The sequence below is a fragment of the Micromonospora arida genome, from assembly GCF_003857035.1.
GTDB lineage: Bacteria > Actinomycetota > Actinomycetes > Mycobacteriales > Micromonosporaceae > Micromonospora > Micromonospora arida.
The window spans coordinates 1-26,937 of the sequence record NZ_QGSY01000182.1 but is presented as its reverse complement, the minus strand read 5'-3'; the positions used below and the strand labels follow the sequence as shown (position 1 = coordinate 26,937).

Annotated in this window: 28 protein-coding genes; 12 read left to right on the top strand and 16 right to left on the bottom strand. The window is 69.4% G+C overall.

From position 1 onward, the window contains the following. Positions 1-22 precede the first annotated feature (22 nt). Positions 23-343: a putative quinol monooxygenase gene (locus DLJ58_RS16640; protein WP_244218973.1), complete on the top strand. Its 321-nt coding sequence runs from the start codon at positions 23-25 to the stop codon at positions 341-343. Then, positions 340-1,578 (top strand): helix-turn-helix domain-containing protein, encoded by a 1,239-nt coding sequence (locus tag DLJ58_RS16635; RefSeq protein ID WP_124857449.1) that lies wholly within the window; start codon positions 340-342, stop codon positions 1,576-1,578. The genes DLJ58_RS16640 and DLJ58_RS16635 overlap by 4 nt, the downstream gene beginning before the upstream one ends. A gap of 126 nt (positions 1,579-1,704) precedes the next feature. Here the strand turns inward: DLJ58_RS16635 and DLJ58_RS16630 are convergent, their stop codons facing one another. The 6 genes from DLJ58_RS16630 to DLJ58_RS16605 all read right to left on the bottom strand — a co-directional run bounded on the left by DLJ58_RS16630 (position 1,705) and on the right by DLJ58_RS16605 (position 7,761). Further along, positions 1,705-2,061, bottom strand: a complete 357-nt coding sequence (locus tag DLJ58_RS16630) for a hypothetical protein (RefSeq protein WP_124857447.1) — start codon at positions 2,059-2,061, stop codon at positions 1,705-1,707. Positions 2,062-2,228: 167 nt separating this feature from the next. Further along, positions 2,229-2,882, bottom strand: coding sequence for a hypothetical protein (locus DLJ58_RS16625; RefSeq protein ID WP_124857445.1), 654 nt, complete (start codon positions 2,880-2,882; stop codon positions 2,229-2,231). Between the two features lie 478 nt (positions 2,883-3,360). Then, complete coding sequence (locus DLJ58_RS16620) at positions 3,361-4,935, bottom strand: DUF262 domain-containing protein (protein WP_124857443.1); 1,575 nt, start codon at positions 4,933-4,935, stop codon at positions 3,361-3,363. A 395-nt stretch (positions 4,936-5,330) separates the two neighbouring features. Beyond that, the gene (locus DLJ58_RS16615) at positions 5,331-5,900 is read right to left on the bottom strand and encodes a 2'-5' RNA ligase family protein (protein ID WP_124857441.1); all 570 of its coding nucleotides are present in this window, start codon (positions 5,898-5,900) and stop codon (positions 5,331-5,333) included. 134 nt (positions 5,901-6,034) lie between these two features. Further along, positions 6,035-6,724 carry a class I SAM-dependent methyltransferase gene (locus tag DLJ58_RS16610; RefSeq protein WP_124857439.1) on the bottom strand — a complete coding sequence of 230 codons (690 nt, stop codon included), beginning with the start codon at positions 6,722-6,724 and terminating at the stop codon, positions 6,035-6,037. Between the two features lie 98 nt (positions 6,725-6,822). Next, a complete protein-coding gene (locus DLJ58_RS16605; RefSeq protein WP_244218974.1) occupies positions 6,823-7,761 on the bottom strand; it encodes an LD-carboxypeptidase in 939 nt (312 codons plus the stop codon). 359 nt (positions 7,762-8,120) lie between these two features. Between DLJ58_RS16605 and DLJ58_RS16600 the strand changes: the two genes are divergently transcribed. Further along, complete coding sequence (locus DLJ58_RS16600; protein ID WP_238685215.1) at positions 8,121-8,462, top strand: VOC family protein; 342 nt, start codon at positions 8,121-8,123, stop codon at positions 8,460-8,462. 24 nt (positions 8,463-8,486) lie between these two features. On the opposite strand, the gene DLJ58_RS16595 is transcribed toward DLJ58_RS16600, so the two are convergent. The 3 genes from DLJ58_RS16595 to DLJ58_RS16585 form a co-directional block, all read right to left on the bottom strand. After that, the gene (locus tag DLJ58_RS16595) at positions 8,487-9,131 is read right to left on the bottom strand and encodes a dihydrofolate reductase family protein (RefSeq protein ID WP_124857435.1); all 645 of its coding nucleotides are present in this window, start codon (positions 9,129-9,131) and stop codon (positions 8,487-8,489) included. 30 nt (positions 9,132-9,161) lie between these two features. Next, positions 9,162-9,866: a dihydrofolate reductase family protein gene (locus DLJ58_RS16590; protein ID WP_124857433.1), complete on the bottom strand. Its 705-nt coding sequence runs from the start codon at positions 9,864-9,866 to the stop codon at positions 9,162-9,164. A 77-nt stretch (positions 9,867-9,943) separates the two neighbouring features. Beyond that, the gene (locus tag DLJ58_RS16585; protein WP_124857431.1) at positions 9,944-10,375 is read right to left on the bottom strand and encodes a hypothetical protein; all 432 of its coding nucleotides are present in this window, start codon (positions 10,373-10,375) and stop codon (positions 9,944-9,946) included. A 117-nt stretch (positions 10,376-10,492) separates the two neighbouring features. Here DLJ58_RS16585 and DLJ58_RS16580 point away from each other — a divergent pair, with 117 nt between their 5' ends. Then, the gene (locus DLJ58_RS16580) at positions 10,493-11,401 is read left to right on the top strand and encodes an LLM class flavin-dependent oxidoreductase (RefSeq protein ID WP_124857429.1); all 909 of its coding nucleotides are present in this window, start codon (positions 10,493-10,495) and stop codon (positions 11,399-11,401) included. Positions 11,402-11,431: 30 nt separating this feature from the next. Here DLJ58_RS16580 and DLJ58_RS16575 read toward each other — a convergent pair whose 3' ends face one another. Genes DLJ58_RS16575 through DLJ58_RS16565 form a run of 3 tightly spaced genes read right to left on the bottom strand, consistent with a single transcriptional unit; the run spans position 11,432 to position 13,552 of the window. Then, positions 11,432-11,863, bottom strand: a complete 432-nt coding sequence (locus tag DLJ58_RS16575; protein ID WP_124857427.1) for an ASCH domain-containing protein — start codon at positions 11,861-11,863, stop codon at positions 11,432-11,434. Positions 11,864-11,920: 57 nt separating this feature from the next. Beyond that, on the bottom strand, positions 11,921-12,967 hold the full coding sequence (locus DLJ58_RS16570; protein ID WP_124857425.1) for a questin oxidase family protein: 1,047 nt from the start codon (positions 12,965-12,967) through the stop codon (positions 11,921-11,923). 33 nt (positions 12,968-13,000) lie between these two features. After that, entirely contained in the window at positions 13,001-13,552 is a 552-nt protein-coding gene (locus DLJ58_RS16565) for a phosphoribosyltransferase family protein (RefSeq protein ID WP_124857423.1), read from the bottom strand. 190 nt (positions 13,553-13,742) lie between these two features. On the opposite strand from DLJ58_RS16565, the gene DLJ58_RS16560 reads away from it, so the two are divergent. From DLJ58_RS16560 to DLJ58_RS16545, 4 genes are all read left to right on the top strand, one after another. After that, positions 13,743-14,381: a septal ring lytic transglycosylase RlpA family protein gene (locus DLJ58_RS16560; protein WP_208741162.1), complete on the top strand. Its 639-nt coding sequence runs from the start codon at positions 13,743-13,745 to the stop codon at positions 14,379-14,381. A 104-nt stretch (positions 14,382-14,485) separates the two neighbouring features. Beyond that, a complete protein-coding gene (locus tag DLJ58_RS16555; RefSeq protein ID WP_124857471.1) occupies positions 14,486-15,610 on the top strand; it encodes a PP2C family protein-serine/threonine phosphatase in 1,125 nt (374 codons plus the stop codon). Positions 15,611-15,739: 129 nt separating this feature from the next. Beyond that, positions 15,740-17,596 carry an acyl-CoA dehydrogenase gene (locus tag DLJ58_RS16550; protein ID WP_124857421.1) on the top strand — a complete coding sequence of 619 codons (1,857 nt, stop codon included), beginning with the start codon at positions 15,740-15,742 and terminating at the stop codon, positions 17,594-17,596. A 211-nt stretch (positions 17,597-17,807) separates the two neighbouring features. Beyond that, entirely contained in the window at positions 17,808-18,077 is a 270-nt protein-coding gene (locus DLJ58_RS16545; RefSeq protein WP_030487564.1) for a DUF6458 family protein, read from the top strand. Positions 18,078-18,126: 49 nt separating this feature from the next. Here the strand turns inward: DLJ58_RS16545 and DLJ58_RS16540 are convergent, their stop codons facing one another. Further along, the gene (locus DLJ58_RS16540) at positions 18,127-18,663 is read right to left on the bottom strand and encodes a SixA phosphatase family protein (RefSeq protein WP_124857419.1); all 537 of its coding nucleotides are present in this window, start codon (positions 18,661-18,663) and stop codon (positions 18,127-18,129) included. A 112-nt stretch (positions 18,664-18,775) separates the two neighbouring features. On the opposite strand from DLJ58_RS16540, the gene DLJ58_RS16535 reads away from it, so the two are divergent. Next, positions 18,776-19,063 carry a DUF6458 family protein gene (locus tag DLJ58_RS16535; protein WP_124857417.1) on the top strand — a complete coding sequence of 96 codons (288 nt, stop codon included), beginning with the start codon at positions 18,776-18,778 and terminating at the stop codon, positions 19,061-19,063. A gap of 253 nt (positions 19,064-19,316) precedes the next feature. Here the strand turns inward: DLJ58_RS16535 and trhA are convergent, their stop codons facing one another. Continuing rightward, positions 19,317-19,994 carry a PAQR family membrane homeostasis protein TrhA gene (gene trhA / locus DLJ58_RS16530; RefSeq protein WP_124857415.1) on the bottom strand — a complete coding sequence of 226 codons (678 nt, stop codon included), beginning with the start codon at positions 19,992-19,994 and terminating at the stop codon, positions 19,317-19,319. Positions 19,995-20,101: 107 nt separating this feature from the next. Here trhA and DLJ58_RS16525 point away from each other — a divergent pair, with 107 nt between their 5' ends. Genes DLJ58_RS16525 through DLJ58_RS16515 form a run of 3 tightly spaced genes read left to right on the top strand, consistent with a single transcriptional unit; the run spans position 20,102 to position 22,432 of the window. After that, positions 20,102-20,839: a 5-oxoprolinase subunit B family protein gene (locus DLJ58_RS16525; protein ID WP_124857413.1), complete on the top strand. Its 738-nt coding sequence runs from the start codon at positions 20,102-20,104 to the stop codon at positions 20,837-20,839. Beyond that, positions 20,737-21,699, top strand: a complete 963-nt coding sequence (locus tag DLJ58_RS16520) for a 5-oxoprolinase subunit C family protein (RefSeq protein ID WP_425271317.1) — start codon at positions 20,737-20,739, stop codon at positions 21,697-21,699. Before DLJ58_RS16525 ends, DLJ58_RS16520 begins: the two co-directional genes overlap by 103 nt. Beyond that, positions 21,683-22,432, top strand: a complete 750-nt coding sequence (locus DLJ58_RS16515; protein ID WP_124857409.1) for a LamB/YcsF family protein — start codon at positions 21,683-21,685, stop codon at positions 22,430-22,432. The genes DLJ58_RS16520 and DLJ58_RS16515 overlap by 17 nt, the downstream gene beginning before the upstream one ends. A gap of 32 nt (positions 22,433-22,464) precedes the next feature. Here DLJ58_RS16515 and DLJ58_RS16510 read toward each other — a convergent pair whose 3' ends face one another. Both DLJ58_RS16510 and DLJ58_RS33855 read right to left on the bottom strand, forming a co-directional pair. Next, on the bottom strand, positions 22,465-24,297 hold the full coding sequence (locus DLJ58_RS16510; protein WP_124857407.1) for an NHL domain-containing thioredoxin family protein: 1,833 nt from the start codon (positions 24,295-24,297) through the stop codon (positions 22,465-22,467). 117 nt (positions 24,298-24,414) lie between these two features. Further along, a complete protein-coding gene (locus tag DLJ58_RS33855; RefSeq protein WP_425271316.1) occupies positions 24,415-26,691 on the bottom strand; it encodes an LppU/SCO3897 family protein in 2,277 nt (758 codons plus the stop codon). Positions 26,692-26,937 lie beyond the last annotated feature (246 nt).

Here is a 26,937-nt window from a genome sequence, read left to right as displayed (position 1 = left end):
GTGCAACTACATGGGAGGCGCTGTGAGCAGGGGATTTGGCCTAGTTGTACGTTTCGAGCTGCGCGACGAGACCGCCGCCGCAGAGTTCGACAGGCTCGTGGCCCAGGCACGGCCGGAGATCGAACGGCTGGAGCCGGACACGCTGGCGTACGTGATCCACACCGTCCCGACCGAGCCGCTCGTTCGCGTGTTCTACGAGCTCTACGCCGATCGCGCGGCCTTCGACTTTCACGAGGAGCAACCACACATCAAGCGGTTCCTTGCCGAACGCGAGCAGTACCTGAGCGGCGTTGATGTGACGTTCATGCAAGCCGAATCCGGGAAGGGGCTGATGCGCGCATGAGTGAAGGGGATAGCCGAGCGTTCGGGTTGAGAGTGGCCGAATTGCGCAGGCAACGCGGCATGAAACAGGAGGAGTTGGCGGCGACGCTCGGTCGCACCGCGAGTTGGCTTTCGCAGGTGGAACGGGGCATTCAGCCGGTCAATCGGCTAGACGTCCTCCGGCTACTCGCCGACGGACTAGGTGTGCCGCTCCAGACGCTGCGACCGGATACGCCGACGCCCGTATCGGCTCCGGCCGAATCCGCCGACGCGCCGAACGACTTGGATCAAGCACGTCTGACCATATCCGGGTACCCGGTGCCAGACGTTCTCCTCATGGCGAACGCCGCCGACGCAGCCGTCGATGTTGACGAATTGCGGGCCGCGGTGGATGCGGTTTGGGAGCTAACCCATGGAAGCCGATTCGCAGAGCTAAGTTCGGCGATCGGCCCGCTCATTCCCCGATTGGAGCGCGCAGCACGCACCGCTCCGTCAACGGATCAGCCGACGCTATGGCTCCTACTCAGCCGTACGTACCAGGCGCTCTCTGCCGCATTCGTGCGACAGGACGAACCCGATGCAGCCTGGCTAGCGGCAGACCGATCGATCACTGCGGCCGAACGGTCGGGCGAGGTATTGCACGTCTTCGCTGGTGTTTACCGGCTCGCGCAGGCGTTCGTGCGGCTCAAGCACTTGGATCAGGCTGAGCATGCGGCAGCAACGGCAGTAGTTGCTCTACGTCGGCACCTAAGCGGAACTACCGCACATCCAGAGGCGTTGTCGGTTCTAGGCTCGCTACACCTAGCGTTGGCACTGGTTCACGCACGGGCAGGGAACCGGGCAGACGCCCGGCGGGAGATCGAGCATGCCCGGCAGGTAGCTGAAAAGCTTGGTGTCGACCGGAATGACTTGAACCTCGAATTCGGGCGAACCAATGTCGACATCCAGGCTGTCTCAATCGCGGTCGAACTTGGCGATGCAGGGGAGGCCATCGACATCGGAGAACGGATCAACGCCGAACGGTTGTCGACGGAACGCCGTGCGCGACTAGCGATGGATCTCGGCCGTGCTTATGCGCAGCGCCGGCAGGGCGGCGAGGCGTTGGCGCACTTGCTCGAAGCCGAGAAGTTGGCACCGGAACTCATCCACACTCATGTTGCCGCCCGGAACGCGATCCGCGAACTGATCCTGGTCGCCGGACGTGCGGCATCACCAGAGCTGAAGTCGCTCGCGGAAAGGGCGGATGCGCAGCCCTGACCTCCTGGTGTCCCCGCTGTCCCCCGTGTCCCCGCTGTCCCCCGAGAGGTGCTGAACTGCGGAAACAACGGGGGGCAGCTAGTGGGTAGCTGTCCCCTGGCAGGTCGGTCGCGGGCGGAAGCACCGTCACTCGTTGCTTGGATTCGGAAAACTCCGGAAAAGGGCGCGGAGGGCATCCGCCGCCTCGGCGTTAAGTTTCTCAAATTCCGTCAACGCGTCATCGATTCGGAAATTAGTAGATTCGTACGACTCGGAGAGTAAGTCCTGCAAATGCCTTTCGGCCGCCTCCCGCAAACCGTCCGACGGTTCCGGCTCCAAAATCCGCTCAGGGGGCGTCCAACTGAGAGGCGCTTCGCGCTCCTCTTTCCATGAGCGCAACAAAGCTGCGGTGTAGCGGTCACTGGCAAGGCGATCGACGACTGCATGGTGAGCAAGGCATAGCAAAATTAGGTTTGAGAATGAATTGGCCTCCTTGGTTGACATGGAGGCGGAGAAGCGCGGAGACTCGGGAGTAACTCCTGATATATGGGCAATGTTTGCGTTAAGCGCAGGCGTGCCATCGATAAGTCGAACGATGGGCTCTTCGCACCCAGGGTAATAGCATTTCCCGTTTGAGAAGGCAATAAGTCCGAGTTGATCCGATCTGCTGATTACCACATCTCACCGTCCAATCGCGAGCCGTTTCCATCGTTAGCTTCGTCTTTCCCGGCCGAGCCAGAGGGGTTGCGCTGCTCCGGCATGTGAACTTCGATCACATGGAACCTCATTGCTGACAGGAGGCGAGCCTTTGACCTCTCCGATTCTTCTCGCCGATTCTGCCCGTCAAGCGCAGCTTTTGAAGAGGAAATCAAGCACACGTTAAGCTCGCGGGTTAGCTTGACTACGGTCTCGTGACCAAACAGCTCAAGGTCACGCAGAGCTGTTCTGAACTTTCGACTCGCAGTCATGTACGCGGCAACATGCGGAGAAGCGGCGGACGCTTCGCTAGCGCTCCCGACTTGCACCTTCGGCAGTCTCGTGCCGGCGAGATCCCGATTCGCGTCCATCCACTCGTCGGCGGCCTCGATCAGCCGCGTATATGCGCCCCTACGTTCGGACCACAGCACTTTGTTCCTGTCCTCAAGGGCGACATGAGCCCACTTCTCCAGCTCCGTTAGGCGTCTCAACTCGGCTTCTCTCGCCTGCCAGCGCAGTTGCCTCTTGCTCGTGAGGTACTGAAATCCTCCAGCGACCAGCGCGCCAAATAACGTACCACCAACAGCTATTATGCTGATCAAGTACGGATTTACACCTTGAGCGGCCATACGGGCGGGCTCCCTTGTTGGACTCGGCAGGGTTGCCTGGATGCCCCAGTATGAGCCGTCGTGTCACGCAAACTGTGCTGACCATCGCGGCTGGCCATGAGCAGGCCATCAGGCCCGGCTATGCCAGGCAACGCCAGGCCGCTCCGGCAAGCACCCGGCCGTCGTCGGTGAGGAGCACACCACTCGGTACCGCTGCCACCTGGGTTCGCAGAGAACCGTCTGGGAATCTTGGAAGGTTCCCAACTGACAGTGCGGGTTCGATTCCCGTCACCCGCTCCACGTACGGAAGCCCTGGTCAGGACTCAGGTCCCGCCAGGGCTTCCGTGGTTCTAGACATTGGGAAATAGGGATGGTCAATAGCTCGCCTCGGCGGCCGGTCCGTTGCCGCGTCGGCCCGTTTGACCTTGCGCATGCTCGGCTTGCGCCGGGCCGCCTTGACGAAGGGACACTGGCCGCCCGCTGGTCCAATAGCGCTGATTTAGGATGCGGTCATTAGGCCGGTTCCGTATTCGGCGAGGACCCGAGATCTGGCGGCCATGAAAATCGCATAATCGTCATCGAAGAGTGAATGCGGGCAAGCGGCAGATTCCAGGATCGTGTCAAGCGAAGCGCCTGGCATCCTGGACTTGTAAACGCTTGGCGCTACACCACCCAGCGTTTTATTGTCGTCCGCGGATATAATCGCGAAGTTCGTCAGCTTGTTTATTTCGCCAGTGCTTTTACCTTGCCCCTTCAGGAAACTGCGGGGCATCAAATGATGAAATTCTTCACGATTATAGGCTTGAAGAACTGGCCCAAGATCGATCGGCGAGCCGGAGACAAATGATAGAGGACGACGGTTCGCCAAAAGCAAAATAAACGTCTTGGTGTGCACAGTTCCAATCGTGAAGGACTGCTCCATGAAGTAGTCCGCGTCCACCACTGCTGCGAAGGTGTCGATAGCCGACTTGCCCCACTTTTGAAGCTTTCGCATTTCGCCGATATCGCGTTTGAGGTTGCGAAGAACGCCCGCACTAAAGCGTCGTGAGAAACAGGACTTCCAAAACCACCTTTTTAGGGCCGACCTCTGCTCATCTGTGAGCTTGCGTCCAGCGCTTCCCGAAGTCGAGAAGAAGACTGAAAGCGGAACAAGAAGTGCGCTGTATGGGAGGTTCGCGAGAGTTTTAACTTCTAGATTCGACCGAAGGAAGTCGATCGCTCCTCTTACTCCGTTTTCGATTTCATCAAACCTCCCTCGGACCTCTGACCCTTTGAGGTCCATCAGTGCAGCAGGCGACGCGTCCTGGGCTACAACCGCCGCACAACAGCGGAGGATGAGGTTCGTGTCTTCTGAGATATCTCCGAACCCGTGAGGGGAGACTTCATCTGCCAAGCTGCGAATTCGTTCTTGGAGATCGAAGTCTTCGCTCCAAGTCCAAGCCGAAAGCAACTGGAAAGTGTCCAGCTCGACGCCCATCCGATTGACACGCTCGAAGACGATAGCGACCTTGGCGCGGTCCTCGGTCGCTACCTCTTGCGTAGGCACGGTGGCTTCCTTGAATACAGACTGAACCTGGTCGATCAGATTCGCCTGCTCAGGCGAAAGGGAGCTGGTTGCCTGCCTGTAAGCCGTTACGTCGAAAAAGGTTCCCACGGGGAAGTGGCGGTCCGGCTTTACTTCATTCTCAGGCAGGCAGACGAATTGGCTTTCCTGGAGATCCGAATGTGCGCCCATGTCGAAATAGATTCGAGTCCAAGATGAATCCTCGGTTGGACTAAGGTCCGTCTGGAACACCCCGAATATCGACGTCAGGCGTTGCTGACCGTCAAGAACATAGTCGATCGGATATTCTGGTTCTACGTCTTGGAGCTCGAATGGGCCGAGCCTTTTCTCGTAGCTTAACTTCTCTTTGGTGCGCCATAAGATCAGCGAGCCGAATGGATAGCCTTTGTAGATGGAATCCATCAGATAGGCCACTCGCTCGGAATCCCATACAAATCCTCGCTGAAATGCGGGGATCCTGATAGTCCCATTCTGCACCTGCTCAAGAATCCTACGAATGGTGATAGCCAACGGAACCTCCGATGAGACCTTCCGGCAAGATCGAGACTCGGCGAGAGTATGAAGCGCCTTGTCTCGGGCCAACCATAGTTGGTCCGCGTGCTACAGGGTGAGGGGCAGGAGTCGAGGCTTGACGCCCCAGGCCAGTCTGCGCGGGCCATTGGCGGGCCATTAGAGCAGGCCGTGGCAGGTAACTCCAGGCCACTCGATCTCTCTCTGAGCGGCTCGACAGAGTGATCACCAGTGCCCCTTGTACGGTTCCCAAGCTGACAGTGCGGGTTCGATTCCCGTCACCCGCTCCAGCGTGAAGGCCCTGGCCAGGACGACAGTCCTGGTCAGGGCCTTCGACGTTCTTGGACACGAGGACCCGGCGGGCCAGCCACGGAACCACTGGCCGGGCCTCAACGTCACGCTGTGGCCGCTTCGAATCCCGTACCAGCCGGCGCCTGTGGTGTGGCGCCCAGCGGGATCTCGCAGAGTTTGCCCCAAGGGCTGATGTCCGGCGTTCCGGCGATGAGCCGGACCCTGTCGACGGCTGTGCGGATCGGCAGGTGCGCGGCGACGGTTTTCGCGGCGTGGCGCAGCATGGGCTTGGCGGCGTCGTGACCGATGGTCAGGTGCGGCACCACGTCGCTGTGCGCCCCGGCATACGGGGGTGCCTCGGGAAACTGCCGCCACACCGCCGTAGTGAGCTCTCGGAACGGACGATCTGGCTGCGGAGCAAGCCAGACGACCGTGTCACCAAACCAGCCGACGTGCGTCAGTGTGACGTCGAACCGCGGTATCCCGGCAATGGTCTGGTGCAGCACCGCCAAGACCTGCTCATCGATCTGCTGCGGGGGCAGGAACGGGTAGAGGACGGTCACGTGCGCTGGTACGCCCCACCCGGCGGCCCGGTCGAGCGATGCCCGGAACCGGCCCACCGCCTCCTCGGCCTCGGGTATCGGCACGATGAGCGCCGTCTGTGTCGGTTCCATCCCCGCAGTTTCCAACCACGATCAGTGCCGGTCCACCGGATTCGCCACCGGCCGCGGGCCGACCCGCAGCCACCAGAACGGCATTGAGTCTCGCCAACAGCAGAGTCCGACGGGCGTGGTGCGCAAGCGCCTTCTCAGTCTCGGGACCGCATTCGTGCGGCGAGGAAGGACGGCCGTTCGGTGAGGCGCGCGTAGGCGTCTTCGTTGACCTCTCGGAGTTCGAGGCAGGGCCGTGGCTCGACGAGCTTCTCCAGAATGAATCCGGCGTCCAGGAGTTCGCCGAGGAACGTCTCCAGCGTCGCCCGCTGGAAGTGAAGGGCGCCCGGCCCGTGCGGCAGGTCGACCCAGGACTCGTCGTAGTAGGAGCCGCCGAAGTATCGCCAGTCAGCCGTCGGATGAGTGGTCGAGATGACGAGCCAGCCGGCGGGACGTAGCACCCGACGCATCTCGGCGAGCAACTGTCGCCGGTTCGTCAGGTGGTGGATGACCAGCGCGCAGACGATGCCGTCGAAAGACGCGTCAGCGGCAAAGTCCAGTGGCTGCTCCAGGTCGTGCAGGCGCAACTGCGCCTGAGCGGCACGTGAGTGCGCATGGCGGAGCACTGTGGCGCTGGCGTCGATGCCCGTCACCCGGGCGCCCCGCGCCAACAGTTCAGCGGCATAGTGGCCGGCACCGCAACCGACGTCGAGGATGTCCGAACCGGCGACGTCACCAGCGAGCGCCAGCATCGCGGGCCGATCGGTGTACGCGTTGTAGGGGCTGGTGTCGGCGTTCTGCGCGAAGAACTCGCCGAGTTCGTCGTGGTACCCGGTCCCGGTCGGCATCCGAGCACAATCTCGACCGCGCAGGGGATCCGCAACCGTTTTCGCCCGGCGACACGCGTTCGAGCGGCTGGCGCCCGCAGCGGCTGGGCGGAGATCCCCTATCGGTAGTCGGCGAAGATTCGACGTTCGGCGCCATCGACGGTGACCGGGCCGCCGTGGGGAAGGATCCACTGTGGTCTGGTGTGGCCGAACGGGACGCCGACGCAGACGACCGCCTCGGGGTTGTAGCGGGTCACCACGTCGACGACCGTGTCACGCTGCTGCTCACGTAGCCGTGCCCGATCCGCGGCCGGGGGTCGGCGGGTGTGGTCGGAGACCGGCGGACGGGCGACCAGGATGGCGTCGACGGCGCTGAGGAGACCGCGTTCACCCAGTGACCGGATGATCCAGCCGACCTCGCGGGCGGGGAGAAGCTCCTCCGACGTCTCGATGAGCAGCACCCCACCCTGCAAAACCTCCGGAGGAAACGGGAAGCGTCCCGCCGTCAGGATCCACTGGATGACCTCCAGGCAGCCACCCCAGGTGCGGCCGGTGACCGCTCGGGCCGGCCCGTACCAACTCCATGGCTCCGTCGGTTCGCGCTCTCCGAACGACTTCAACGCCTGCGGATCTGCCCAGTCGACGCCGATGTCCTCGGACTCACCCGGGTCGGTGATCTCCAGCCGTTCCCCGGTGAGCAACGCCGCTCGCAGCGACCGGACATGGACGTCGTCGACGGCAGGCCCGGGGCCGAGGTGCACCTGGGAGGATCCGCCGTAGAAGCTGGCGATGCCGAGGCCCCAGAGCCAGTGGTGCAGGTTGGTGTTGTCGCTGGTGCCGAGGAACGGCTTCGGGTCGGCGCGGGCCAGGTCGGCGTCCAGGTGGGGGATGACGGTGATCTGGTCGTCGCCGCCGATGACGGCGAGAATGCCGCGTACCTGGGGGTCTGCGAAGGCGGCGTTGATGTCCGCCGCCCGCGCTGCCGCGCTCGCGCCCACCTGGCGGGTGGTGGGATATTCGACCGGAAGGAGGCCGGTCAGGTCGGCAAGCCGTCGCATGGCCTGCTCGTGGATCTCCGGATAGGCACCGGCCGCGGCGAAGGACGGTGAGAGGACCGCGAGGCGGTCTCCCGGGCGTGCCTTCCGAGGGCGAACAAGCTCATGCACCATGTCGAGATCCAACATGGGTGCCAGGCGGTCCGCATCTCATTTCGGAGCAGGTTCCAGGCGCCACTGCTGCGGAGGTTCGCCGGCGGGGTCGCGCTCCGGCGGTGACCTGCGGACCACGTCGAGGCGTACGGCGACGGCCTGCCATCCGGCTTTCCGGCGGGGATCGACCGTGGTAGTTCCTTCCGGACCTCGGCACCGGCTAGGGTCCGGCTTGGAGGTGGTCCGTGTTCACCGAAGCGTTTCCGATCGTGACGACACCTGACCTGCCACGACTGATCGCGTTCTACCGGGACGTGGTCGGCTTCGAGCTGACCTACCAGTTCCCGGACGAGGGCGCCCCGGAGTTCGTCGCCCTCCGACTGGGCAGCAGCGAGCTCGGCCTGGCCGCCAACCCGGAGGCTGGCGGGCCGGCCGACTCGCACCGCTGGGAGCTGTGCGTCTACGCCGACGACTGCGACGCAGCAGTGGGCGCGCTGCGCACGGGTGGGGCGACGGTCACCGAGGAGCCGGTCGACCAGCCCTGGGGTGAGCGGTCCGCGCGGGTCACCGACCCCGACGGCAACCGGTTGCTGGTGCTGGCCCGGCTGTAGACGACAGTGCCGGGGAAGCGCGGGTCATCGCCTCCAGAACAGGAGATGGGTTATTCCGCTGGGGCTGGGCACCGACTCGAGGTGGAAGCGGTCGAGTAGTTCGTCAGGGCTGTCCCACAACCGCTCGCCCCGGTCGAGGTCGACGGGCGCCACGGCGATGTGCATCGTGTCGACCAGATCGGCCTCGAGGAACTCGCGGATGGTGGCGACCCCACCACCGAGGCGTACGTCCCGACCGTCGGCCGCCTGCTTCGCCTCGGCCAGTGCCTCGGCCGGGCTGACGTCGCGGAAGTGGAACGTGGTGTCGGACAGGCTGAACGACGGGCGCACGTGGTGGGTGAGCACGAAGACCGGCGTGTGGAACGGCGGGTTGTCTCCCCACCAGCCCTGCCAGTCATGGTTCTCCCAGGGGCCACGCTGGGGGCCGAACTTGTTGCGACCCATGATCTCCGCGCCGATGTTGCACTCGGCGTCGCGGGTCAGGTAGTCGTCCAGGCCACGGGTGCCGCCCGGCTCGGTGCGATACACGAAGCTGGCGGTGGCGGCACGCCAGGAGAACAGTGGGGTGGGGTCCGCGTGACCGAAGGGCCGTTCCAGGCTCTGCCCCTCTCCGGTCCCGAACCCGTCGCGCGAAACGTTGAAGCACTGCACCCGCAGTAGTTGTGGCATGGCATCTCCTCTCAGGTTTACCGGGCGGATTCAGTTCGTGGTCACGGTCGGGCCACCGCCGCGGCCCCGGTCGTCGAGCACGAGCGGGGCGCGACCGCGCACCGCGTACCGGATGTGGGTCACCTGTGGGGTGGCAAGGACGCGGGTGGGCGTCAGCTCGATCCCCTCCCGGTCGCCCAGGTCGAGGTCGGCGTCGAAGAGCCGCAGGCCGGTGCCGAGCACGACCGGTACGACGTGCAGCTCCAACTCGTCGAGCAGGCCGGCCTTGAGCACCTGCCGGACCAGGCTGCCGCCTCCGGCCACCGCGACATCCTTGCCGCCGGCCACGGCGCGCGCCTGCTCGACGGCGCTGGCCACGCCGTCGGTGACGTAGGTGAAGCTGGTGCCCCCTCCCCGCAGCAGCCGCTGGCGGGGGCGGTGGGTGACGACGAAGACCGGCGCGCGAAACGGCGGCTCCTCACCCCAGGGGATCTCACCCCCGTCGGCCATCCGGCGCCCCATCACGTACGCGCCGGCCGCGCCGAACGACTCGGCGATCACCTCGGAGTTGGTGTCCTGCTCCCCGCCGGCGAAGCCCTGCCGTTCGCGCCAGGCCGCCGCTTCGGTCGCCCACCGGGTGACCCGGAAGAATTTCGCGCTCTCCTCCGAGTCCATCCAGTTGCCGTTTCCGTCGAACTGTGGGCCGGCGTAGAAGCCGTCCACCGACACCGACAGTTGTGCGGTCACCTTCGTCATCGCGCTCTGGTCCTCTCCTCGGGCGACACCCCGCCTGGGTGCCGCTCCCCGAGGGGTCGGAGCCGAACGGGATGTCCCTACCGGGAAGAAGTGTGACGCGTGCCACTCTCGGGCTCGGTCAGGTACCACGTCCCGGCGTGTTCCGGGTCGCGTGACCAGCGCATCCGGGCCTTTTCCTCCGGGCGGGGGCTCCAGTCCCGGTAGGGCGCGAGGGCCACCCGCCAGGCGATCACAGCGAAGACGTAGAGGCCCGGGCCGACCAGCCAGAGCAGGGCGTCGCGTCGCCGATAGGAGGCGTACGGCGCGAGCCACGCGGTCGCCGCCATCGGCACCGCGACCGCACTGAGGTCGGCGAGCGGCCCGCGGCCGAACCGGGACTCGATCAGCTCGCGGAGAACGAGGGACGGAACGACCACCCCGACCAGCAACGCCCCTGTGCGGATCGTGCGGACCCGACGCGCCCGGCGATCCGGGGATACGCGGGCAGCAGCCGCTCCTTCGGTGGGCATCCTCGGAGAGTACGGGCTGGCCGCAACGGTGATCTAGGACTGCCGGTCGGCGATCGCCGCCTCGATCCGCAGACCGATGGGCCCGGTCCCCTGCATGGACGTGATGCTAGGGCGCGGATGTCCGGCCCGACTAGGGTGGCGATCATGCGGATTGGCATCGTGATCCTGCCGGACCAGCGGTGGGCGGAGTCGCAGCGTCGCTGGCGGCAGGTCGACGAGTGGGGTTTCGACCACGCCTGGACGTACGACCACCTGGGTTGGCGTGACCTGGTCGACGGCCCCTGGTTCGACTCGATGGCCACGCTGACCGCGGCCGCCACGGTGACGTCGCGGATTCGGCTGGGCACTCTCGTGGCGTCGCCGAACTTCCGGCACCCGGCCGCGTACGCCCGGCAGATCACCACTGTGGACGACGTCTCCGCCGGCCGCCTGCTGCTCGGTCTGGGAGCGGGCGGCATCGGCTTCGACTCGGCGGTGCTGGGTGGTGAGACTCTGCCGCCGCGGCAGCGGGTCGACCGGTTCGCCGAGTTCACCGAGTTGTTGGACCTGATCCTGCGGGAGGACGGCACCACCTGGCGTGGCGAGTGGTTCGCCGCGGTGGATGCCCGCAACAACCCCGGCTGTGTGCAGCAGCCTCGGGTGCCGTTCGTGGTGGCCGCCAACGGGCCACGGTCGATGCGGTTGGTGGCCCGCTTCGGGCAGGGTTGGGTGACCACCGGTACCGGTGACGACAACGACCTGGCGGGCTGGTGGGCCAGTGTGTCCGCGCTGTCCGCGCGGATGGACCGGACCCTGGACGAGGCCGGCCGCGACCCGGCCAGCCTGGACCGCTACCTGTCACTGGACGCGGCGCCGGTCTTCTCGCTCAGCAGCGCACAGTTCTTCGCCGATCAGGTCGGCCGGGCCGCCGAGCTGGGCTTCACCGACGTGGTGACGCACTGGCCGCGCGCCAGCAGTTGGTACGCCGGTGACGAGGCCATCCTGGTGGACGTGGCGACGCGGTTGCTGCCACAACTACGCGGCTGAGGCCGCCACACCGAGCCCTGGGGCGGCCGGTCAGGTGCCGAGGTCGCCGCTGGCCACACCGCCCTCGCCGCCGGAAACCAGGCGCAAGCGCAGGCAGACGATCGGGGTGTCTCCGTCGACCGGCGTGCCGAGCCGTGCCCAGTAGGTCGAGTGCCCGGCCCGCCACTCCTCGATCGAGCGGTCACCCTCGCCCTCGGCGTGGGCGAAGTCCCAGGGCACATCGGCGAAGCGGACCACCTCGACTCCGGTGATCTCCACGACGCCGGCCAGTGCGTTGTCGTCGTCGACCAGGGCCAGGCGTTCGCCGACGTGCTCCAACTCCTCGCCTTCTTCCGCGTACTCGGCGAGCCGGCCGGCCGTCGCGGTCTTCAGACCAGCCAGCACCAGGGTGTTGAGGGTTGACCGCAGGTCGCCGGGGGTGCCGAGGGCGAGGGCGCGCAGTTCACCGATCCGAGGCCACATCCTGCCGAGGCTAGGCCAGGGCGGCCCGGGCCGCCGCCGCAATACCCGTCGCCCCGCTCAGATCAGTTGGCCGGCGTAGCCGGGTGCGGTGAGGAGCCGCTCGTCGGCACTGGTCGCGTACGCGTCGAGGATCGCGTCGGCGAGCTTGACCACGTGCTCGTCGCCGTGGCGGGCCGCGCGGGCGAAGACCTCCGTCGGCGTCGCGGGAGTCACTGTCGGTGGCGCGATGCCTTTGGCTGGGGCGTACACGGAGGTCATGGCGGCCGTCGCGGCCCAGGCCGCGGCGAGGCTCGGCGCCCACAGGCCCTTGTCCAGTGCCGGCAGGGTACGCAGCACGGCGGTCGGCGCGGTGACCGCGTGCACCAGCATGACCGGCGCGGCGTGCCCGAAGTGCAGGTAGTCGAGGCCGGCTCGGTGCACCAGCGTGGTGAGCCCGCGCTCCGCCTCGGCCGGGCTCCGCACGGGGCGCAGCGTCGCGAGTGCCGGCTCCCATCGGGGTACGGCCGGCAACTGCTCCAGCCGATCCCGGACCCCTCCGGTCTGATCCTCGATCCGGGGCAGCCCGGCCAGCGCGACCTCCACGTCGATGTCGTCGGTGCCCGGCCGGGGCGTCTCGTCGGCGAGTAACTGGTCGGTGCCGGGGATCGACTGCCAGCGGGCCGCCCAGTAGCCGAGGGCCTGACCCAACTCGGCGAGCCGTCGTGGGTTTTCGTCGTCTGCTTCGAGCGCGCGTACGGCGTGCCCGACCCGGATCACACCGTGCGTGGCGCCGGCGGCGATGCCTGGCAGCAGCCGGGGCCACCAGGTGCCGAGCACCGCACGCCACGGGTGTTCGCGCAGTTGCCGGTCGAAGTAGGCCAGCCAGTCACCGGCGCGCTTCGGATCGCCAAGCGCCGACCGCCAGTCGTCGATCGGGTGCAGCCCTCGGGGCAACTCGTCGAGTCGGCCGAGGTAGTCGTCGAGCCAACGGTGCACCCGGTGCGGGTGCCCGTGTCGGACCAACGCCTCGACGGCCATCGGCCCGTGATTGGACAGCCAGCCCTGAAATTCGGGGCCGGTGCGGTGCAGTCGCTCGTACGCCTCGTCGAGAACTCCGTCGCTCATCCGCCGATCGTCGGTGTTGAACCTCGCTTCAGGTCAAGAGGGCAGATCCGCGGCGTCGATCAGGCCGGTGATCCGTAGGTCGGCCGCGACGTCGGGCGGGCAGTCCACGGCCACCACGGCGGTGCCCAGCACCTCGGCGCCCCGTGCTGCGCAGATGTCGTAGAGGGCGTGTAGCTGTGCGCCGGTACGCACCCAGTCGTCCACCACCAGCACTCGGTCGTCGGGGCCGAGGTGTCGGTCCCGTACGGCGAGGTCCACCCGTCGGCCCCGGTAGTCCGGTGGGCTCTGCGCCCAGGTGAGTGGCCCGGCCGGCAGTCGCCCGTCACCGGGCTTGTGGGCGGCCACGAAGCCGACCCCGAGGGCGGTGGCGGCCAACGGCCCGAGCAGCAGCCCGGTGACGGCCGGCGCGAGCACCACAGTGGGCCGGGCGGCCCGGTACGGCGCCACCAGGGCTGGGCCCAGCTCGGCCAGCACCGCCGGGTCGCGCCACCAACCGGAGATGTCGCTGACCAGGTGGCTGGTGTCCGGGCCGGGGTCGATCCACTGGAACAGGGCGGCCAGGCGTTCGGTCAGATCGGCGGGCATCCGCTCATCCTGCGGCACGGGCGGCGGGCGTGGCGGCACCCGGGCCACCCGGCCCACCCCGGGTCGGATGATCGGCTACACGTATCTGGGTAAATACGGGCATACCACCATGATCACGTTGACTTCGGAAGTGCTTCTCTCGTTACGGTCCGACCCGGTTTGTTCAGACGACGACGAAAGGACCGGGCCGGTGGCAGGCAAGCACTCCCGTACCCGCATCTTCTCCTCCCCGGCGGGCATCGTGGCCACCGCGGCGGTCGGCGTCGCCCTCGCCGTCGGAGGCACGGTGGGCGCCGTGCAACTGGTCTCCGGCTCCGACCAGTTGGGGCAGGTGGCTCTCGACCTCACCCCGACCACCGCCGCGAGCAGCCTCACCCCCAGCTCCCCGGCCGTCACCCCGAGCGTCAGCGCCTCGCCCAGCGTGACCGCCAGCCCGTCGGCGACCCGGTCGCAGCAGGCCGCCTCCCGGGGTAAGGAGCGCACCTCGTCGCCGAAGCCGAAGCCGAAGCCGACCGTCAAGAAGACCACGGCCGCGGCGAAGGTGCTGGAGAGCGGTTCGTGCGGCGCCTCGTTCTACTCCGACGGGCAGCTCACCGCCAACGGCGAGTCGTTCAACCCCAGTGCGCTGACCGCCGCGCACAAGACACTGCCGTTCAACACCAAGGTCCGGGTGACCAACCCGGCCAACGGCAAGTCGGTGACGGTGCGGATCAACGACCGCGGCCCGTTCATCGACGGCCGCTGCCTGGACCTCTCCCGGGCCGCCTTCGCCAGCATCGCCTCGGTCGACGTGGGCGCGCTCACCGTCCGCTACGAGGTCCTCGGCTGAACGGGACCGGCGACGCCGATTCGGCCGGCCGACTGGGCCGGCCGGACAGAACCTCCTCGGACGACGGGTCAGGTTCATTCACCGGTTCACGTGGATCAGGCAAACTGTCCCTCGTACCCACGCGACTCCTCCAGTCGGGCCGTCGCCCGCTGAGCCCCGGATCCCGCGCCGGCCTCGGCGCGGCCCTCGTTCTGCTCGCGATCGTGTCGGCGGTTGAGGCGGCGGACGGCCGGAAGGTGCACTACGTCGCGCTCCTGGCTGCCGCGCCGGTTCTCGCCGCCGCCCTGGCGTCCTGGCTGGTGGTCCTGGGGGTGGGCGTCGCGGCGATACTGATCGGCACTGGCTTCGCGCTGGTCGCGCCGAAGGTCTCGTTGGTCACCTCGGTCGACGTTGTCGCGGTCGCGCTCACCACCGGGATGGCCGTGGCGGTGGCGTGGGTTCGCCAGCGGCAGGCCGAGCGGATCGTGGAGCTGACCAAGCTCGCCTCGGTGGCCCAGCAGGCGGTGTTGCGCCCGCTCGGGCCGCAGGTCGGCACGCTCTCGGTCGCGGGACGCTACATCTCCTCCACCGCGACGGCCGAGATCGGCGGTGACCTGTACGAGGCGATCGACACGCCCTACGGCGTCCGCATGATCATCGGAGACGTGCGAGGCAAGGGCCTGGACGCGGTCCGGCTGGCCAGCATCGTCCTCGGTTCCTACCGGCACGTGGCGTACGAGCGGGCCGACCTGCGGGCCGTCGTCGCCGACCTGGACCGCGCGGTGGCCCGCAACGTCGGCGACGAGGACTTCGTCACGGCGGCACTGGTCGAGGAGCGTGGCGGCACCCTCACGATCGTCAACTGCGGGCATCCGCCACCGCTGCTGCTACGCCGGGGTGCGGTGATCCCGCTGGAACCGCCGGCCCCGGCGCCTCCGCTCGGTTTCATGCCGGTGGTCCGTCCCCGGGTCGAACGCCTCGAGCCCGGGGACCGGCTGCTGCTGTTCACCGACGGTCTCGGCGAGGCGCGGCGGGACGGCGAGTTCTTCCCGACCGCCGACCGGGCCTGGCGACTGCTCGGCCATGGCACGGTCGCCGACGGGCTGGCATCGCTGGAGACCGCCCTGGTCGAGTGGGTGCACGGTCGGCTCGACGACGACATCGCGCTGGTCCTGATGGAGTACGTGGGTGCCCGTACCGGCGCGGCCGTCGCCGTCCCGAGCTGGGAGGTCGGCGCCGCCGAGAGCTGAGTCGCCCGGCCGCGCCCGCAGGTGTGTAATGGCCGTCACTTGGGTGATCCGCTTGTCGCTGCCTACCCGCGAGTAATACAGTCGGGGTTACTGATCGGTAACACCTGTCCGGAAGCGGGGCCAGCGAGCATGACCCACTACAAGAGCAACCTGCGGGACCTTGAGTTCAACCTGTTCGAGGTCTTCGGGGCGGACCAGGCGTTCGGCCAGGAACCGTACTCCGAACTCGACGCCGACACCGCCCGCAGTTTCCTCTCCGAGCTTGATCGCCTCGCTCGCGAGGACCTGGCCGCCAGCTACACGGACAGCGACCGCAACCCGCCGGTGTTCGACCCGGCCACGCACACCGCGCCGCTCCCGGAGTCGTTCAAGAAGTCCTACCAGGCATTCATGGACTCCGAGTTCTGGCGCCTGGACCTGCCGCCGCACCTGGGCGGCACCAACGCGCCCCGCGCCCTCTGGTGGGCCCTCGCCGAGTTGGTGCTCGGCTCGAACGCCCCGATCTGGATGTACGCCTCCGGCCCGTCCTTCGCGCACGTGCTGGAGGTCGAGGGCAACGAGCAGCAGAAGCGGTGGGCCAAGCTCTTCATCGACAAGCAGTGGGGCTCCACCATGGTGCTCACCGAGCCGGACGCCGGCTCGGATGTCGGCGCCGGCCGCGCCCGTGCCATCCAGCAGCCGGACGGCTCCTGGCACATCGAGGGCGTGAAGCGCTTCATCACCTCGGGTGAGCACGACCTCAGCGACAACATCGTGCACTACGTGCTGGCCCGCCCGGTGGGCGTGGAGGGCGTCGGTGGCCCCGGCACCAAGGGCCTGTCGCTCTTCGTCGTGCCGAAGTTCCACTTCGACGAGACCACCGGCGAGCTGGGCGAGCGCAACGGCGTCTACACCACCAACGTCGAGCACAAGATGGGCCTGAAGGTCTCCAACACCTGCGAGCTGACCTTCGGCGAGCACGGCGTACCGGCCAAGGGCTGGCTGCTGGGCGACAAGCACGACGGCATCCGGCAGATGTTCATGATCATCGAGTACGCCCGGATGCTGGTCGGCACCAAGGCCATCGCCACCCTCTCCACCGGCTACCTCAACGCCCTGGAGTACGCGAAGAACCGGGTGCAGGGCGCCGACCTGGTCCAGCAGGCGGACAAGACCGCGCCGCGGGTCACCATCACCCACCACCCGGACGTGCGCCGCTCGCTCCTGCTGCAGAAGTCGTACGCCGAGGGTCTTCGTGCCCTGGTTCTCTACACCGCCACCTGGCAGGACAAGGTCGCCATCGCCGAGGCGGCCGGCGACGAGAAGGCCACCAAGCTGGCCAAGCGGGTCAACGACCTGCTGCTGCCGCTGGTCAAGGGCGTCGGTTCGGAGCGGGCGTACGAGATGCTCGGGCACGAGGCCCTGCAGACCTTCGGCGGCTCCGGCTTCCTCCAGGACTACCCGCTGGAGCAGTACGTCCGGGACGCCAAGATCGACACCCTGTACGAGGGCACCACCGCCATCCAGAGCCTGGACCTGATCTTCCGCAAGATCGTTCGGGACAACGGCAAGGCCCTCATGGCGGTCGCCGGCGAGATCCAGGAGTTCATCTCCTCCGAGGCGGGCAACGGCCAGCTCAAGGAGGAGCGGCAGGCGCTCGGCAAGGCGCTCGGCGAGGTGCAGAACATCCTCGGTGTGATGACCGGCTGGCTGGGCGAGGCGCAGGGCGGCGACACCCGCGCCCTCTACAAGGTCGGGCTGAGCAGCCGGCGGTTCCTGCTGGCGATCGGTGACCTGGTGGTCGGCTGGCTGCTGCAGCGGCAGGCCGAGGTGGCGCTGAAGGCGCTGACCGGCGAGGTCTCCGCCAGCGACAAGGCGTTCTACACCGGCAAGGTGGCCGCCGCCCGTTTCTTCGCCCGTGAGGTGCTGCCCCGTATCGGTGCCGACCGGCGGATCATCGAGGGTGCCGACCTCGACATCATGGACCTCCCGGAGGAGGCCTTCTAAGCAGGCCACGGCACATTTGACGGTTCCGGGTCGCACCACCCGGCACCGCAACGGCCGGTGGGGCTTCTGCCCCGCCGGCCGTCGCCGTCTCCGCCCGGCGGCGACACGTATTGGCCGCGCCCGGTCGGGTATGCCGCTGGTGTGGCGGGTAACCGTCGCGTGACCTCGAAAGGGAACGCCCAGAGCCACCGCACGGGGGAGTGCAGCGCACATGGGTGTAGGAAGCGGCATTTTTCTCATCGCGATCGGCGCGATCCTGACCTTCGCGCTGAGAGCCAACGTCTGGTGGATCGACGTACGCGCGGTCGGCTGGGTGTTCATCCTGGCCGGGCTGGCCGTACTACTGACCACGGTCTGGTTCTGGCAGGACCGGCGCAAGCGGGCTCGGACCCTCATCGTGGAGGAGAACCGGCTGTCTCATCCGACGGCGATGATGCCGCCACCGCCGGACCCGCCGCCGCCAACCGCGCCGCCGTCCTGATCCCCGTCCAACGCGTACCCCTGAGCCACCCGCCGGATCGGCGGGTGGCTCAGTCTCGTGCGGTGTGCCGAGCCGTGAGTGGTGCTCCCGCCCTGCTCAATTCCATCCAGCTCGGCGGGCAGCGGTGCACTGCCAGCTCGGCGGTGCGCAAACCCTCGTCCAATCCCTGGGGATCGAGGAGCGCGGAGAGCAGCGAGATGCCCGGATTGTGGGCAATGAGCAACGCTGTGCGGGCCGCCGGGTCCACCGTGCGGACCAGCGACAACAACTCCTCAGGGTGCGCGTCGTACGCACCCGGCTCATAGCGGACGGTCGGGCGAGGACCGGTCGGGCCACCCTCCGGCGGTGAACCGGTCATCCCCATCGCCACCCCGTGCCAGGTCTGCCGGGTGCGTCGGGCCGTCGAGCAGATCACCACGTCGGGCAGCAGCCCCTGGTGCGCCAACCAGGCCCCAGCCGCAGCCGCGTCGGCGTTCCCGCGTGCGCTCAGCGGCCGCTCAGCGTCGTCCGCCGCGTCGCTGCCCTGCTCGGCCTTCGCGTGCCGCAGCAACACCAGTGTCCGTGTGTCGGGGTCGACGTCCGTCATGCCCTCAGCTTGCCCGATTGGCGATCTCCGTGCCTGGGTAAGTCGATGGATGCCGCACCCCTACCGACGGCCGCGGCGCGACGTACGCCAGGTTAGAGCCGAGGAGCGAGACATGGGCATTGGTGGCAGCATCTTCTTGATCGCATTAGGCGCGATCTTCGCGTTCGCAGTGGAGGCCGACCTGGGCTGGCTGGACCTGGCCGTGGTCGGCTGGGTGCTGATGCTCGCCGGCGTCGCCGGCCTGCTCGCCACCCTCTACTTCTGGAACAGCCGCCGCCGCCCTGCGGTGGCTGCGCCGGTACGCGAGGAGCGCGTGGTGGCTGACCGGGTCGTGCCGGTCCAGGACAACCAGGTCGTGCAGGAGTACCGCGAGGTTCGTCGGCCGGGCCGACCGGTCTGATCCTCGCCCACACACTCCGGGGTCCCGCAGCGTCGCGGGGCCCCGGCTCGCGTTTCGGTCCAACTCGTCTGTGTGTGCGCCCGGCTCGGTCTGTTGCGGCGATCGGCCGGAGATCGTGCTCGATCCAGGAAATAGGGCTTTCGAGGTGCGAGCGAGGCCGCTACATCCTTGATCGAGCACGATCATGGCGGCTGCCGCCGTGGCGTTTCTCGCCGCTCGGCGCTGCGCTGACCAGGCCGTCGGGTCGGTTGGGTCAGGCGAACAGCGCGAAGTAGATCGCGATGTGGTGACAGAGCGCCGCCAGCAGCGTGCAGGCGTGGAAGAACTCGTGGTGGCCGAAGACGGTCGGCCACGGGTTGGGTCGGCGCAACGCGTAGAAGATCGCGCCGACGCTGTAGATCGCGCCGCCGACGATCAGCAGCACCAGCGCGGCGACGCCGCCCCCGCGCAGGATCTCCGGCAGCATGGCCACCGCCACCCAGCCCAGCGCCAGGTAGAGCGGCGCGGACACCCAGCGCGGCGCGTGCGGCCAGATCACCTTGACCGCTACGCCGGCCAGCGCGCCGCCCCAGACCAGGGCCAGCATCACGGTCGCCGGCCGGGGCGCGAGCAGCATCGCGCAGAGCGGTGTGTACGTGCCGGCGATGAACACGAAGATCATCGAGTGGTCCATCCGGCGCATCACCTGGTAGCCGCGCTCCGACCACACCCGACGGTGGTACAGCGCGCTCGTGCCGAAGAGCCCGCAGACCGTCAGGCTGTAGATGAGGCAGCTCACCAGGGGTGCCCACCCCGGCCGGGTGGCGGCGATCGAGCAGAGCACGATGCCGCAGACCACGGCGACGAAGAAGGCGTACGTGTGTAGCCAGCCGCGCATCCGGGGCTTACCGATGTCGACCGGCTTCAGGCGAAGCGGGGCGGAGGTGGTCACCCAATCAGGTTACGGCACCGTAGGTTACTTGTAAGTAGTGGCGTTGGTGACACCCGGCACCGTCAGCGTGAACACCGGATCGACTCGGCATCGGCGAGGATGAGCGGATGCGGATCCGACCCGTCGGGGCGCACGCCCTGCTACTCGACTGCACCGCCCCCGCCGACACCCCCGAAGCCGTGGCCGACATCCCGGAGGCCGCGTTCGTCGAAGCGTGGCGGGCCGAGCTGTGGCGGCGTCGGGAGCGGGGTGACCTGGTCGCCGTGGAGATCGTGCCGGCGGCCCGGACCGTGCTGCTCGACGGCCTGCCCGACCCGACCGCCACGGCCGAGCAGCTGACCCGATGGACGTCCGCCGTCACCGCCGCGATCACCCGCCCCAACCAGGCCGACGCCAAAGCCCACGCCCCCGCCGAAGCCCACGCCCAAGACCACGACGCCACAGCCGAAGACGGGGCCGGCGACGCGGCGGACGTCGTCGTACCGGTCACCTTCGACGGGCCGGACCTGCCGGCGGTGGCGGAGCACTGGGGCGTCGACGTGCCGGCAGTCCGGCACCGGTTGACCAGCACCCGGTTTCGGGTCGCCTTCTGCGGCTTCGCCCCCGGATTCCCCTACCTGACCGGGCTACCCGCCGAGTTGGCGCTGCCCCGGCTGGCCACGCCCCGTCCCCGGGTGCCGGCCGGCTCGGTCGCGTTGGCCGGCCCGTACGCCGGCATCTACCCGGGCGCTTCCCCGGGCGGCTGGTTGCTGGTCGGCCGGACCGACCTGGTGCTGTTCGACGTGGCCGCCGACCCGCCGGCCCGACTCGGTCCGGGCACCAGGGTCAGGATGGTGGTGGCGTGACCCACCCGGCCACCATCGAGGTGCTCCGCGCCGGTGCGCTCACCACAGTGCAGGACCTGGGCCGGCCCGGCTGGGCGCACCTGGGCGTACCCCGGTCCGGCGCCCTCGACCCGGGTGCCCTGCGGTTGGCCAACCGACTGGTCGGCAACCCGGAGCACGCGGCCGGCCTGGAGATCACCCTGACCGGCTGCACAGTGCGGTTGACCCGGGCCGCCACGGTGGCGGTCACCGGCGCCGAGGTCCCCGTCCAGGCGGGTGCCCGGCCCGGTGACACCGGACGCCCGCTCACCGTGCCGGCCGGGACGGTGCTGCGGATCGGTCCCGCCCGACGGGGCGTACGGAGTTGGCTGGCGGTGGCGGGCGGCATCGACGTGTCACCGGTGCTCGGTAGCCGGGCCACCGACACCCTCTCCGGGCTCGGCCCGCCCCGGCTGCGGGACGGTGACCTGTTGCCGCTCGGCGATCCGGTCGGCACCCCCGCACCGGTTGACCTGACCGTGTGCCCCACGCCGCCTGAAGAGCTGCACCTGACGCTGGGCCCCGGTCCTCGCGAGGACTGGTTCACGCCGACCGCGTTCGACCGGCTCTTCGGCAGCGCGTACACCATCAGCCCGGTGAGCAACCGGGTCGGCGCGCGGCTCGCCGGCGCGGCGCTGCCCCGCGCGGTGGCCGGCGAACTCCCCAGCGAGGGCATCGTGCTCGGCGCGGTGCAGGTGCCGGCGGACGGACAACCGCTGATCTTCCTCGCGGACCATCCGACCACCGGTGGATACCCCGTCATCGGGGTGGTCACCGACGTGACCCCGCTCGCGCAGGCCCGGCCAGGTACTACCGTCAGATTCCATGGACCTCAACGCTGACCTGGGCGAGGGATTCGGCATCTGGCGACTCGGCGACGACGAGGCGCTGCTGGGCCTCGTCACCTCCGCCAACGTCGCCTGCGGCTTCCACGGCGGCGACCCGTCCACCATGCGGCGGGTCTGCGAGGGCGCCGCGCGCCGCGGGGTCGCGGTGGGCGCGCAGGTCGGCTACCGGGACCTGGCCGGCTTCGGCCGGCGGCACATCGCGTACGACTTCGCCGAGCTACGCGACGAGGTGACCTACCAGTTGGGGGCGCTGGACGCGTTCTGCCGGTTGTTCCGCACCCGGGTCCGCTACCTCAAGCCGCACGGCGCGCTCTATCACGCGGCCAGCACCGACGAGTCCCAGGCGGCGGCGGTGGTCGCCGCCGTCAGCGGTTACGACCCGGAACTGCCCGTACTCTGCCTTCCCGGCTCGACGCTCGCCCAACTCGCAGTGGGTGCGGGCCTGCCGGTGGTTGCCGAGGCGTTCGCCGACCGCGCCTACCTGCCCAACGGGGCGCTGGTGCCGCGCGGCACCCCCGGTGCGGTGATCACCGACCCCGAACAGGTCGCCGAACGGGCCGCGCGGATGGCCACCGAACGCAGCGTGGTGGCGGTCGACGGCACCATCATCCCCTGCTCGGTCGACTCGATCTGCGTGCACGGCGACACCCCGGGCGCGGTCTCCGCCGCCGAACTCGTCCGCGCCACCCTGATCGACGCCGACATCACCCTGGCCCCCTTCGCCTGACCGGAGGGGCCCAGTGAGCCCCTCCGACCGGGTCAGGCGTCCAGGCCCCGAAGCACCAGCGGCAGCCGGGTCACGGCGCCGTCGACCACCCGGACCGGTACGCCCCAGTCCTGCCGGGTCAGGTGGCACGCCGCGTGCTCGACGTCCGCGTCACAGGTCGCCGCCTGCGCGGTCACCTGAAGCACTCCCGCGGTGACCTCGCCGTTGAGCACCAGCCGGCGGGACAGTTCGGTGCCCGTGCCGGCACCGTCCACCAGCAATTCCGGCGGGGACGCTGAGACCACCAGCCGGGTCGACGGCCCGTACGTCTCGTCCAGCTTCTGCCCCGGCGCCGGGGTGAAGACGATGTCCAGGGTGACCTCGCCGGCGGCGACGTCGGTCGGCTTGCGCTCGGTGCGGTGCCGGGGCCCGTCCACCGTGCTGGCACCCGCCGCCGACAGGGCACCGGGGGCGAGCCGGGTCAACCGGTGCGCGGCGGACTCCACCACCAGCACCTCACCGGACGGGGTGAGCACCAGGTCGCTCGGCTCCGCCAACCCGTCGGCGACGGTGGAGACCTGGTTGCTGGCCGGGTCGAAGCGGCGCACCGCGCCGTTGTACGTGTCCGCGATCAGCACCGAGCCGTCCGGCAGCGCGCACACGCCCAGCGGGTGCTGGAGCAGCGCCGACTCCGCCGGACCGTCCACGTGCCCGAAGTCGAACAGGCCCTGCCCGACGGCGGTGCCCAGCACACCGTTCTCGACGTAGCGGATCGAGCTGGTTTCGCTGTCGGCCACCCAGAGCCGGGTGCCGTCGGCGGAGGTGGAGAGCCCCGACGGCTGGGCCATCCACGCCTCGGTCAGCGGACCGTCGCGCAACGCCTCCACCGTGGTGCCGGCGTACATGCCGGCGGTCCGCTTGATCGGGTCGAACCACCAGAGCTGGTGGATGCCGGCCATCGCGATGATCAGCTTGTCGTCGTACCAGGCCAGGTCCCACGGGGAGGAGAGGTCGACGGCGAACGCGTCGTGGGCGTGGTCGTCGACCTCGGCGCGCCACTGCCGCCCACTGCCCGCCACGGTGACCACCTCGCCGGACTCCAGCCGTACGCCGCGCAGCAGGTGGTTGACCGTGTCGGCCACCACCAGGTCGTAACCGGCCACCTCGGCGACGTGCGTGGGCAGCAGACACACCCCCTGCGGCTCGGAGAACGTCGCCGCGGCGGCCGGCCCGTCCGCCCGGCCGCGCTCGCCCGAGCCGATCCGACGCACCGGCGTCTCACCGTCCGGGTCGATCTCGACCAGGGAGTGCCGGGCCGAGTCCGAGACCAGCAGGTTGCCGTTCGGCAGCAGCGCCGCCTTACCCGGGAAGCGCAGCGCGGTCTCCGGTGCCGGCGGTGGGACGTACGGGCCGTTCCCCCGGTGCAGGGTGCCCTTGGCCTCGTGGGTGGCGATCAACTCGTCGATCAGTCGGGCCAGCCCTTCGGCGTGCCCCTCGCCGGCCATGGTGGCCACCACGTAACCCTCGGGGTCGATCACCGAAAGGGTCGGCCAGGCCCGGGCCGCGTACTGCTGCCACATGTCCAGCTCAGGATCGTCGAGTACGGGGTGGTGCACCCCGTACCGCTCCACCGCGGCGGCGAGCGCGTCGGCGTCCTTCTCGTGCTCGAACTTCGGCGAGTGCACGCCGATCACGACGAGCACGTCGCCGTACTTCTCCTCCAGCGGGCGCAGCTCATCGAGCACGTGCAGGCAGTTGATACAGCAGAACGTCCAAAAATCCGCAATCACGATCTTGCCGCGAAGGTCGGCGAGCTTGAGGTCGCGTCCACCGGTGTTCAGCCAGCCCCGACCGCGCAGTTCGGGAGCCCGTACTCGTGCGCTCATGCACCCATCGTGCCTGACCATCGGCCCGCGTCCGGCCGGAGGGGGCGAGATTCGGTACCACCTGCGGGTACGACGACGGCGGGGTCACGGTTGCCCGTGACCCCGCCGTCGGTGCAGCTACTTCGCGGCCGGCTTCAGGCAGAGCACCCGGTTGGCGCCCTCACCCGGCAGCACCACGTGGGGCTGCGTCGTGTCGGTGCACTTCTCCTTGGCGTCCACCTTCGAGACGATCGTGAACGCGCCCGCCTCGCCGCAGTCCGCCGCAGAGGCGCCGCCCTGCCCGGACTGCTTCACGCAGGTGCCGACCGCCGGGTCGAAGGTTGGCGCGTCGTTCCCGCCGACCTTTCCGAGCAGCAGCAGCAGGCCGAGCGGCACCGCCAGGATGAGCATCGCGGCGATCAGCACCGCGGCCAGCACCCGGCCGTTGCGTACCTTCGGCGTCGGTGGCTCCACCTTCGGCTCGTCGGCGGCGTCCGGCTTGAACGCGTCGAACCGGCCGTGGTCCGACTGGCCGGTCTCCTGGCCCCAGGACGGCGCGGGCTGCGGCGGTGGCGGGAACGACGGCGGGAAGCCGCCGCCCGGCACCGGTTCGGTCGCCGGCCCGCCGTAGCCCGGCGCACCGGAGCCCGGGCCACCGAAGTTCGGCGCACCGAAGGTCGCCGCTCCGTTCGCGGTGCCGGCGGCAGGCGACCCGGGGCCGCCGAACTGGTCCGCCGGCGGTTCGCCACCGGAGTGCGGGCGGGTGCCGTTCACCGGCCTGTTGTTGCCCGGGGCGTCGACGAAGGACGGCACACCGGGCGGGAACGCCGGCGGCGCCGGCGGGGCCTCGTTGAACGCGTTCGGTGCGGGCTGCCGGTCGTCGAAGCGCGGATCGGCCGGGGACTCGTCGCCCCAGCCGGGCCCAGCCTGCCGCTGCCCCTCGTGCTGCCAGTCGGGCGTGGACTGCTGCCGCTGCGCCTCGTTCTGCCAGTCGGGCGCGATCTGCCGCTGCCCCTCGTTCTGCCAGTCGGGCGTGGACTGCCGTGGCGCGTCGTTCTGCCACTCCGGAGCAACCTGGCGGTCGGCGCCCGGGTCGCCCTGGAACGCCTCCGGCTCCGGCTCGGCCTCCGGCTCCGATCGTGCCGGACGGCCGTACACCCGGGGTTGCGGGGTGGCCGTGCCGGTCGGTCGGATGGCCTGGTCGGTAGGGGGCATCACTCGGCTGGCCAGCGGCACCGAAGCGCTCGCCGTGGCCCGGGCCGCTGCGCCGGCTGCCGACTCGGCGTCCGACACCGGTACGACCGCGCGGCCCGCTCCGGACTCCGGAGAGGTACGCGGGGCGGGCACCACAGCGCCGCTCGCGGAGACGTCCTCGGGGCGGCCACCGTACTGCGCGGCGGCGTCCGGGGTCTCCCGCTCGGCGTAGGCGGGCTGCTCGGGGACCGGAGCGAACTGGGCCTGGGGCGCGTAGTCGGACGGCGGGACGGCAGCCAGGCTGGCACCCGGGACGCGCTGCTCCTGCGGGGGCAGCGGCACCGCGTTCGCCGGCGAGATGCCCGGCGCGGGCCCGGGCTGGTAGGCCGGTGCCTCGTCGCCTCGGTCCGCCTCCCAACCGCCGCGGGACTGGGCGGAAGCTTCGGCCTCCGCGCGACCCCACACCTCCCCGGGGGCCCACGGCTCGACCTCGGGCACGCCGCCGGAGTTGCCCTGGGCGGCGTTGTCCGGGCCGGCGGCCCAGTTGGGCGCACCGCCGCTGGTGGGCACGCCGGCGCTGGCCCGGGCGGGGAGGTTGCTCGGCTCCGCCGGGGTCCACCCAGCCTGCTCCGGCCGCTCGGTCGGCTGCTCCGGTTGGGAGAGCACCCAGTCGGGCTGCTGCGGACGGCTCTCGGCCTCGCCCCAGGCGGCCGGCTGCGCGGGCTGGTCCTGCCGCGCGTCGCTGCCGTCGTTCCACGCTGCGGGCTGCGCCTGCTGCTGCGCGGCCCACCCGCCGGAGTTGGCCGGATCGTCCTGAGCGGGCCAGGTCGTCGTCGGGGCTGGGACCTGGGCGGCGCCACGGGCCGGGTTCGGCTGGGCGGCCTGACCCCAGCCGGGGGCGGGCTGCTCGGTCGCTTCGGCGGGCTGGCCCCAGGTCGGTGGTGACTGCTCCGCCGGCGTCCACACCGGCTGGTCGTCACGGGCGGCGCCGGCGGCGGGCCAGCCGCCGTTGCCAGCGGCCTGGTCCTGCTGGGCACCGCCGGACCAGCCGGCGGCCTGCGGCGCATCGGATTGCGGAGATTCGGTCGCTCGCCAGTCAGCTGCGGGCGGGCTGGCCTGCGCCGCGCCGCCCCAGCCGCTGGCCGGGTCCTCCTGGGCGGGCCAGGCGGCGGTGGCCGGGGGAACCTGCGCGGCGCCCCGTGCGGCTGGCTGGGCCTGCACCCAGTCCGGCTGCTCTGCGGGGGCGTTCGGGGTCCAGGTCGGTGCAGGTGTGCTCTGCTCGGCGGGCGTCCAGCCCTGCTGCTGCGCGGCCCAGGGGTCGGGCTGCGCCGGGGCCGGTGCGCCGTCGTTGCCGGGCCACGTGCCGGGCTGCTGCTGCGGCGGCTCGCTCGCGCCACCGCCGGCGGCCAAGGCGGGCTGCGCCGGGTCGTTGGGCTGCGCAGCGGCGGCGGCACCCCAGGCGGGGGC

Bases quoted from the DNA above. Each gene is read 5' to 3' on its own strand.
- DLJ58_RS16565 (WP_124857423.1), bottom strand. From the start codon at position 13,552: ATGCCCGCCGATCTGACCGAACGCCTGGCCGCCCTGTTCCAGTGGATC.
- DLJ58_RS16625 (WP_124857445.1), bottom strand. From the start codon at position 2,882: ATGGCCGCTCAAGGTGTAAATCCGTACTTGATCAGCATAATAGCTGTT.
- DLJ58_RS16510 (WP_124857407.1), bottom strand. From the start codon at position 24,297: ATGAGCGCACGAGTACGGGCTCCCGAACTGCGCGGTCGGGGCTGGCTG.
- DLJ58_RS16580 (WP_124857429.1), top strand. From the start codon at position 10,493: ATGTCCGGCCCGACTAGGGTGGCGATCATGCGGATTGGCATCGTGATC.
- DLJ58_RS16515 (WP_124857409.1), top strand. From the start codon at position 21,683: ATGGACCTCAACGCTGACCTGGGCGAGGGATTCGGCATCTGGCGACTC.
- DLJ58_RS16585 (WP_124857431.1), bottom strand. From the start codon at position 10,375: ATGCCCACCGAAGGAGCGGCTGCTGCCCGCGTATCCCCGGATCGCCGG.
- DLJ58_RS16540 (WP_124857419.1), bottom strand. From the start codon at position 18,663: ATGACGGACGTCGACCCCGACACACGGACACTGGTGTTGCTGCGGCAC.
- DLJ58_RS16635 (WP_124857449.1), top strand. From the start codon at position 340: ATGAGTGAAGGGGATAGCCGAGCGTTCGGGTTGAGAGTGGCCGAATTG.
- DLJ58_RS16575 (WP_124857427.1), bottom strand. From the start codon at position 11,863: ATGTGGCCTCGGATCGGTGAACTGCGCGCCCTCGCCCTCGGCACCCCC.
- DLJ58_RS16525 (WP_124857413.1), top strand. From the start codon at position 20,102: ATGCGGATCCGACCCGTCGGGGCGCACGCCCTGCTACTCGACTGCACC.
- DLJ58_RS16615 (WP_124857441.1), bottom strand. From the start codon at position 5,900: ATGGAACCGACACAGACGGCGCTCATCGTGCCGATACCCGAGGCCGAG.
- DLJ58_RS16535 (WP_124857417.1), top strand. From the start codon at position 18,776: ATGGGCATTGGTGGCAGCATCTTCTTGATCGCATTAGGCGCGATCTTC.
- DLJ58_RS16610 (WP_124857439.1), bottom strand. From the start codon at position 6,724: ATGCCGACCGGGACCGGGTACCACGACGAACTCGGCGAGTTCTTCGCG.
- DLJ58_RS16570 (WP_124857425.1), bottom strand. From the start codon at position 12,967: ATGAGCGACGGAGTTCTCGACGAGGCGTACGAGCGACTGCACCGCACC.
- DLJ58_RS16550 (WP_124857421.1), top strand. From the start codon at position 15,740: ATGACCCACTACAAGAGCAACCTGCGGGACCTTGAGTTCAACCTGTTC.
- DLJ58_RS16605 (WP_244218974.1), bottom strand. From the start codon at position 7,761: ATGCGACGGCTTGCCGACCTGACCGGCCTCCTTCCGGTCGAATATCCC.
- DLJ58_RS16590 (WP_124857433.1), bottom strand. From the start codon at position 9,866: ATGACGAAGGTGACCGCACAACTGTCGGTGTCGGTGGACGGCTTCTAC.
- DLJ58_RS16630 (WP_124857447.1), bottom strand. From the start codon at position 2,061: ATGTCAACCAAGGAGGCCAATTCATTCTCAAACCTAATTTTGCTATGC.
- DLJ58_RS16595 (WP_124857435.1), bottom strand. From the start codon at position 9,131: ATGCCACAACTACTGCGGGTGCAGTGCTTCAACGTTTCGCGCGACGGG.
- DLJ58_RS16545 (WP_030487564.1), top strand. From the start codon at position 17,808: ATGGGTGTAGGAAGCGGCATTTTTCTCATCGCGATCGGCGCGATCCTG.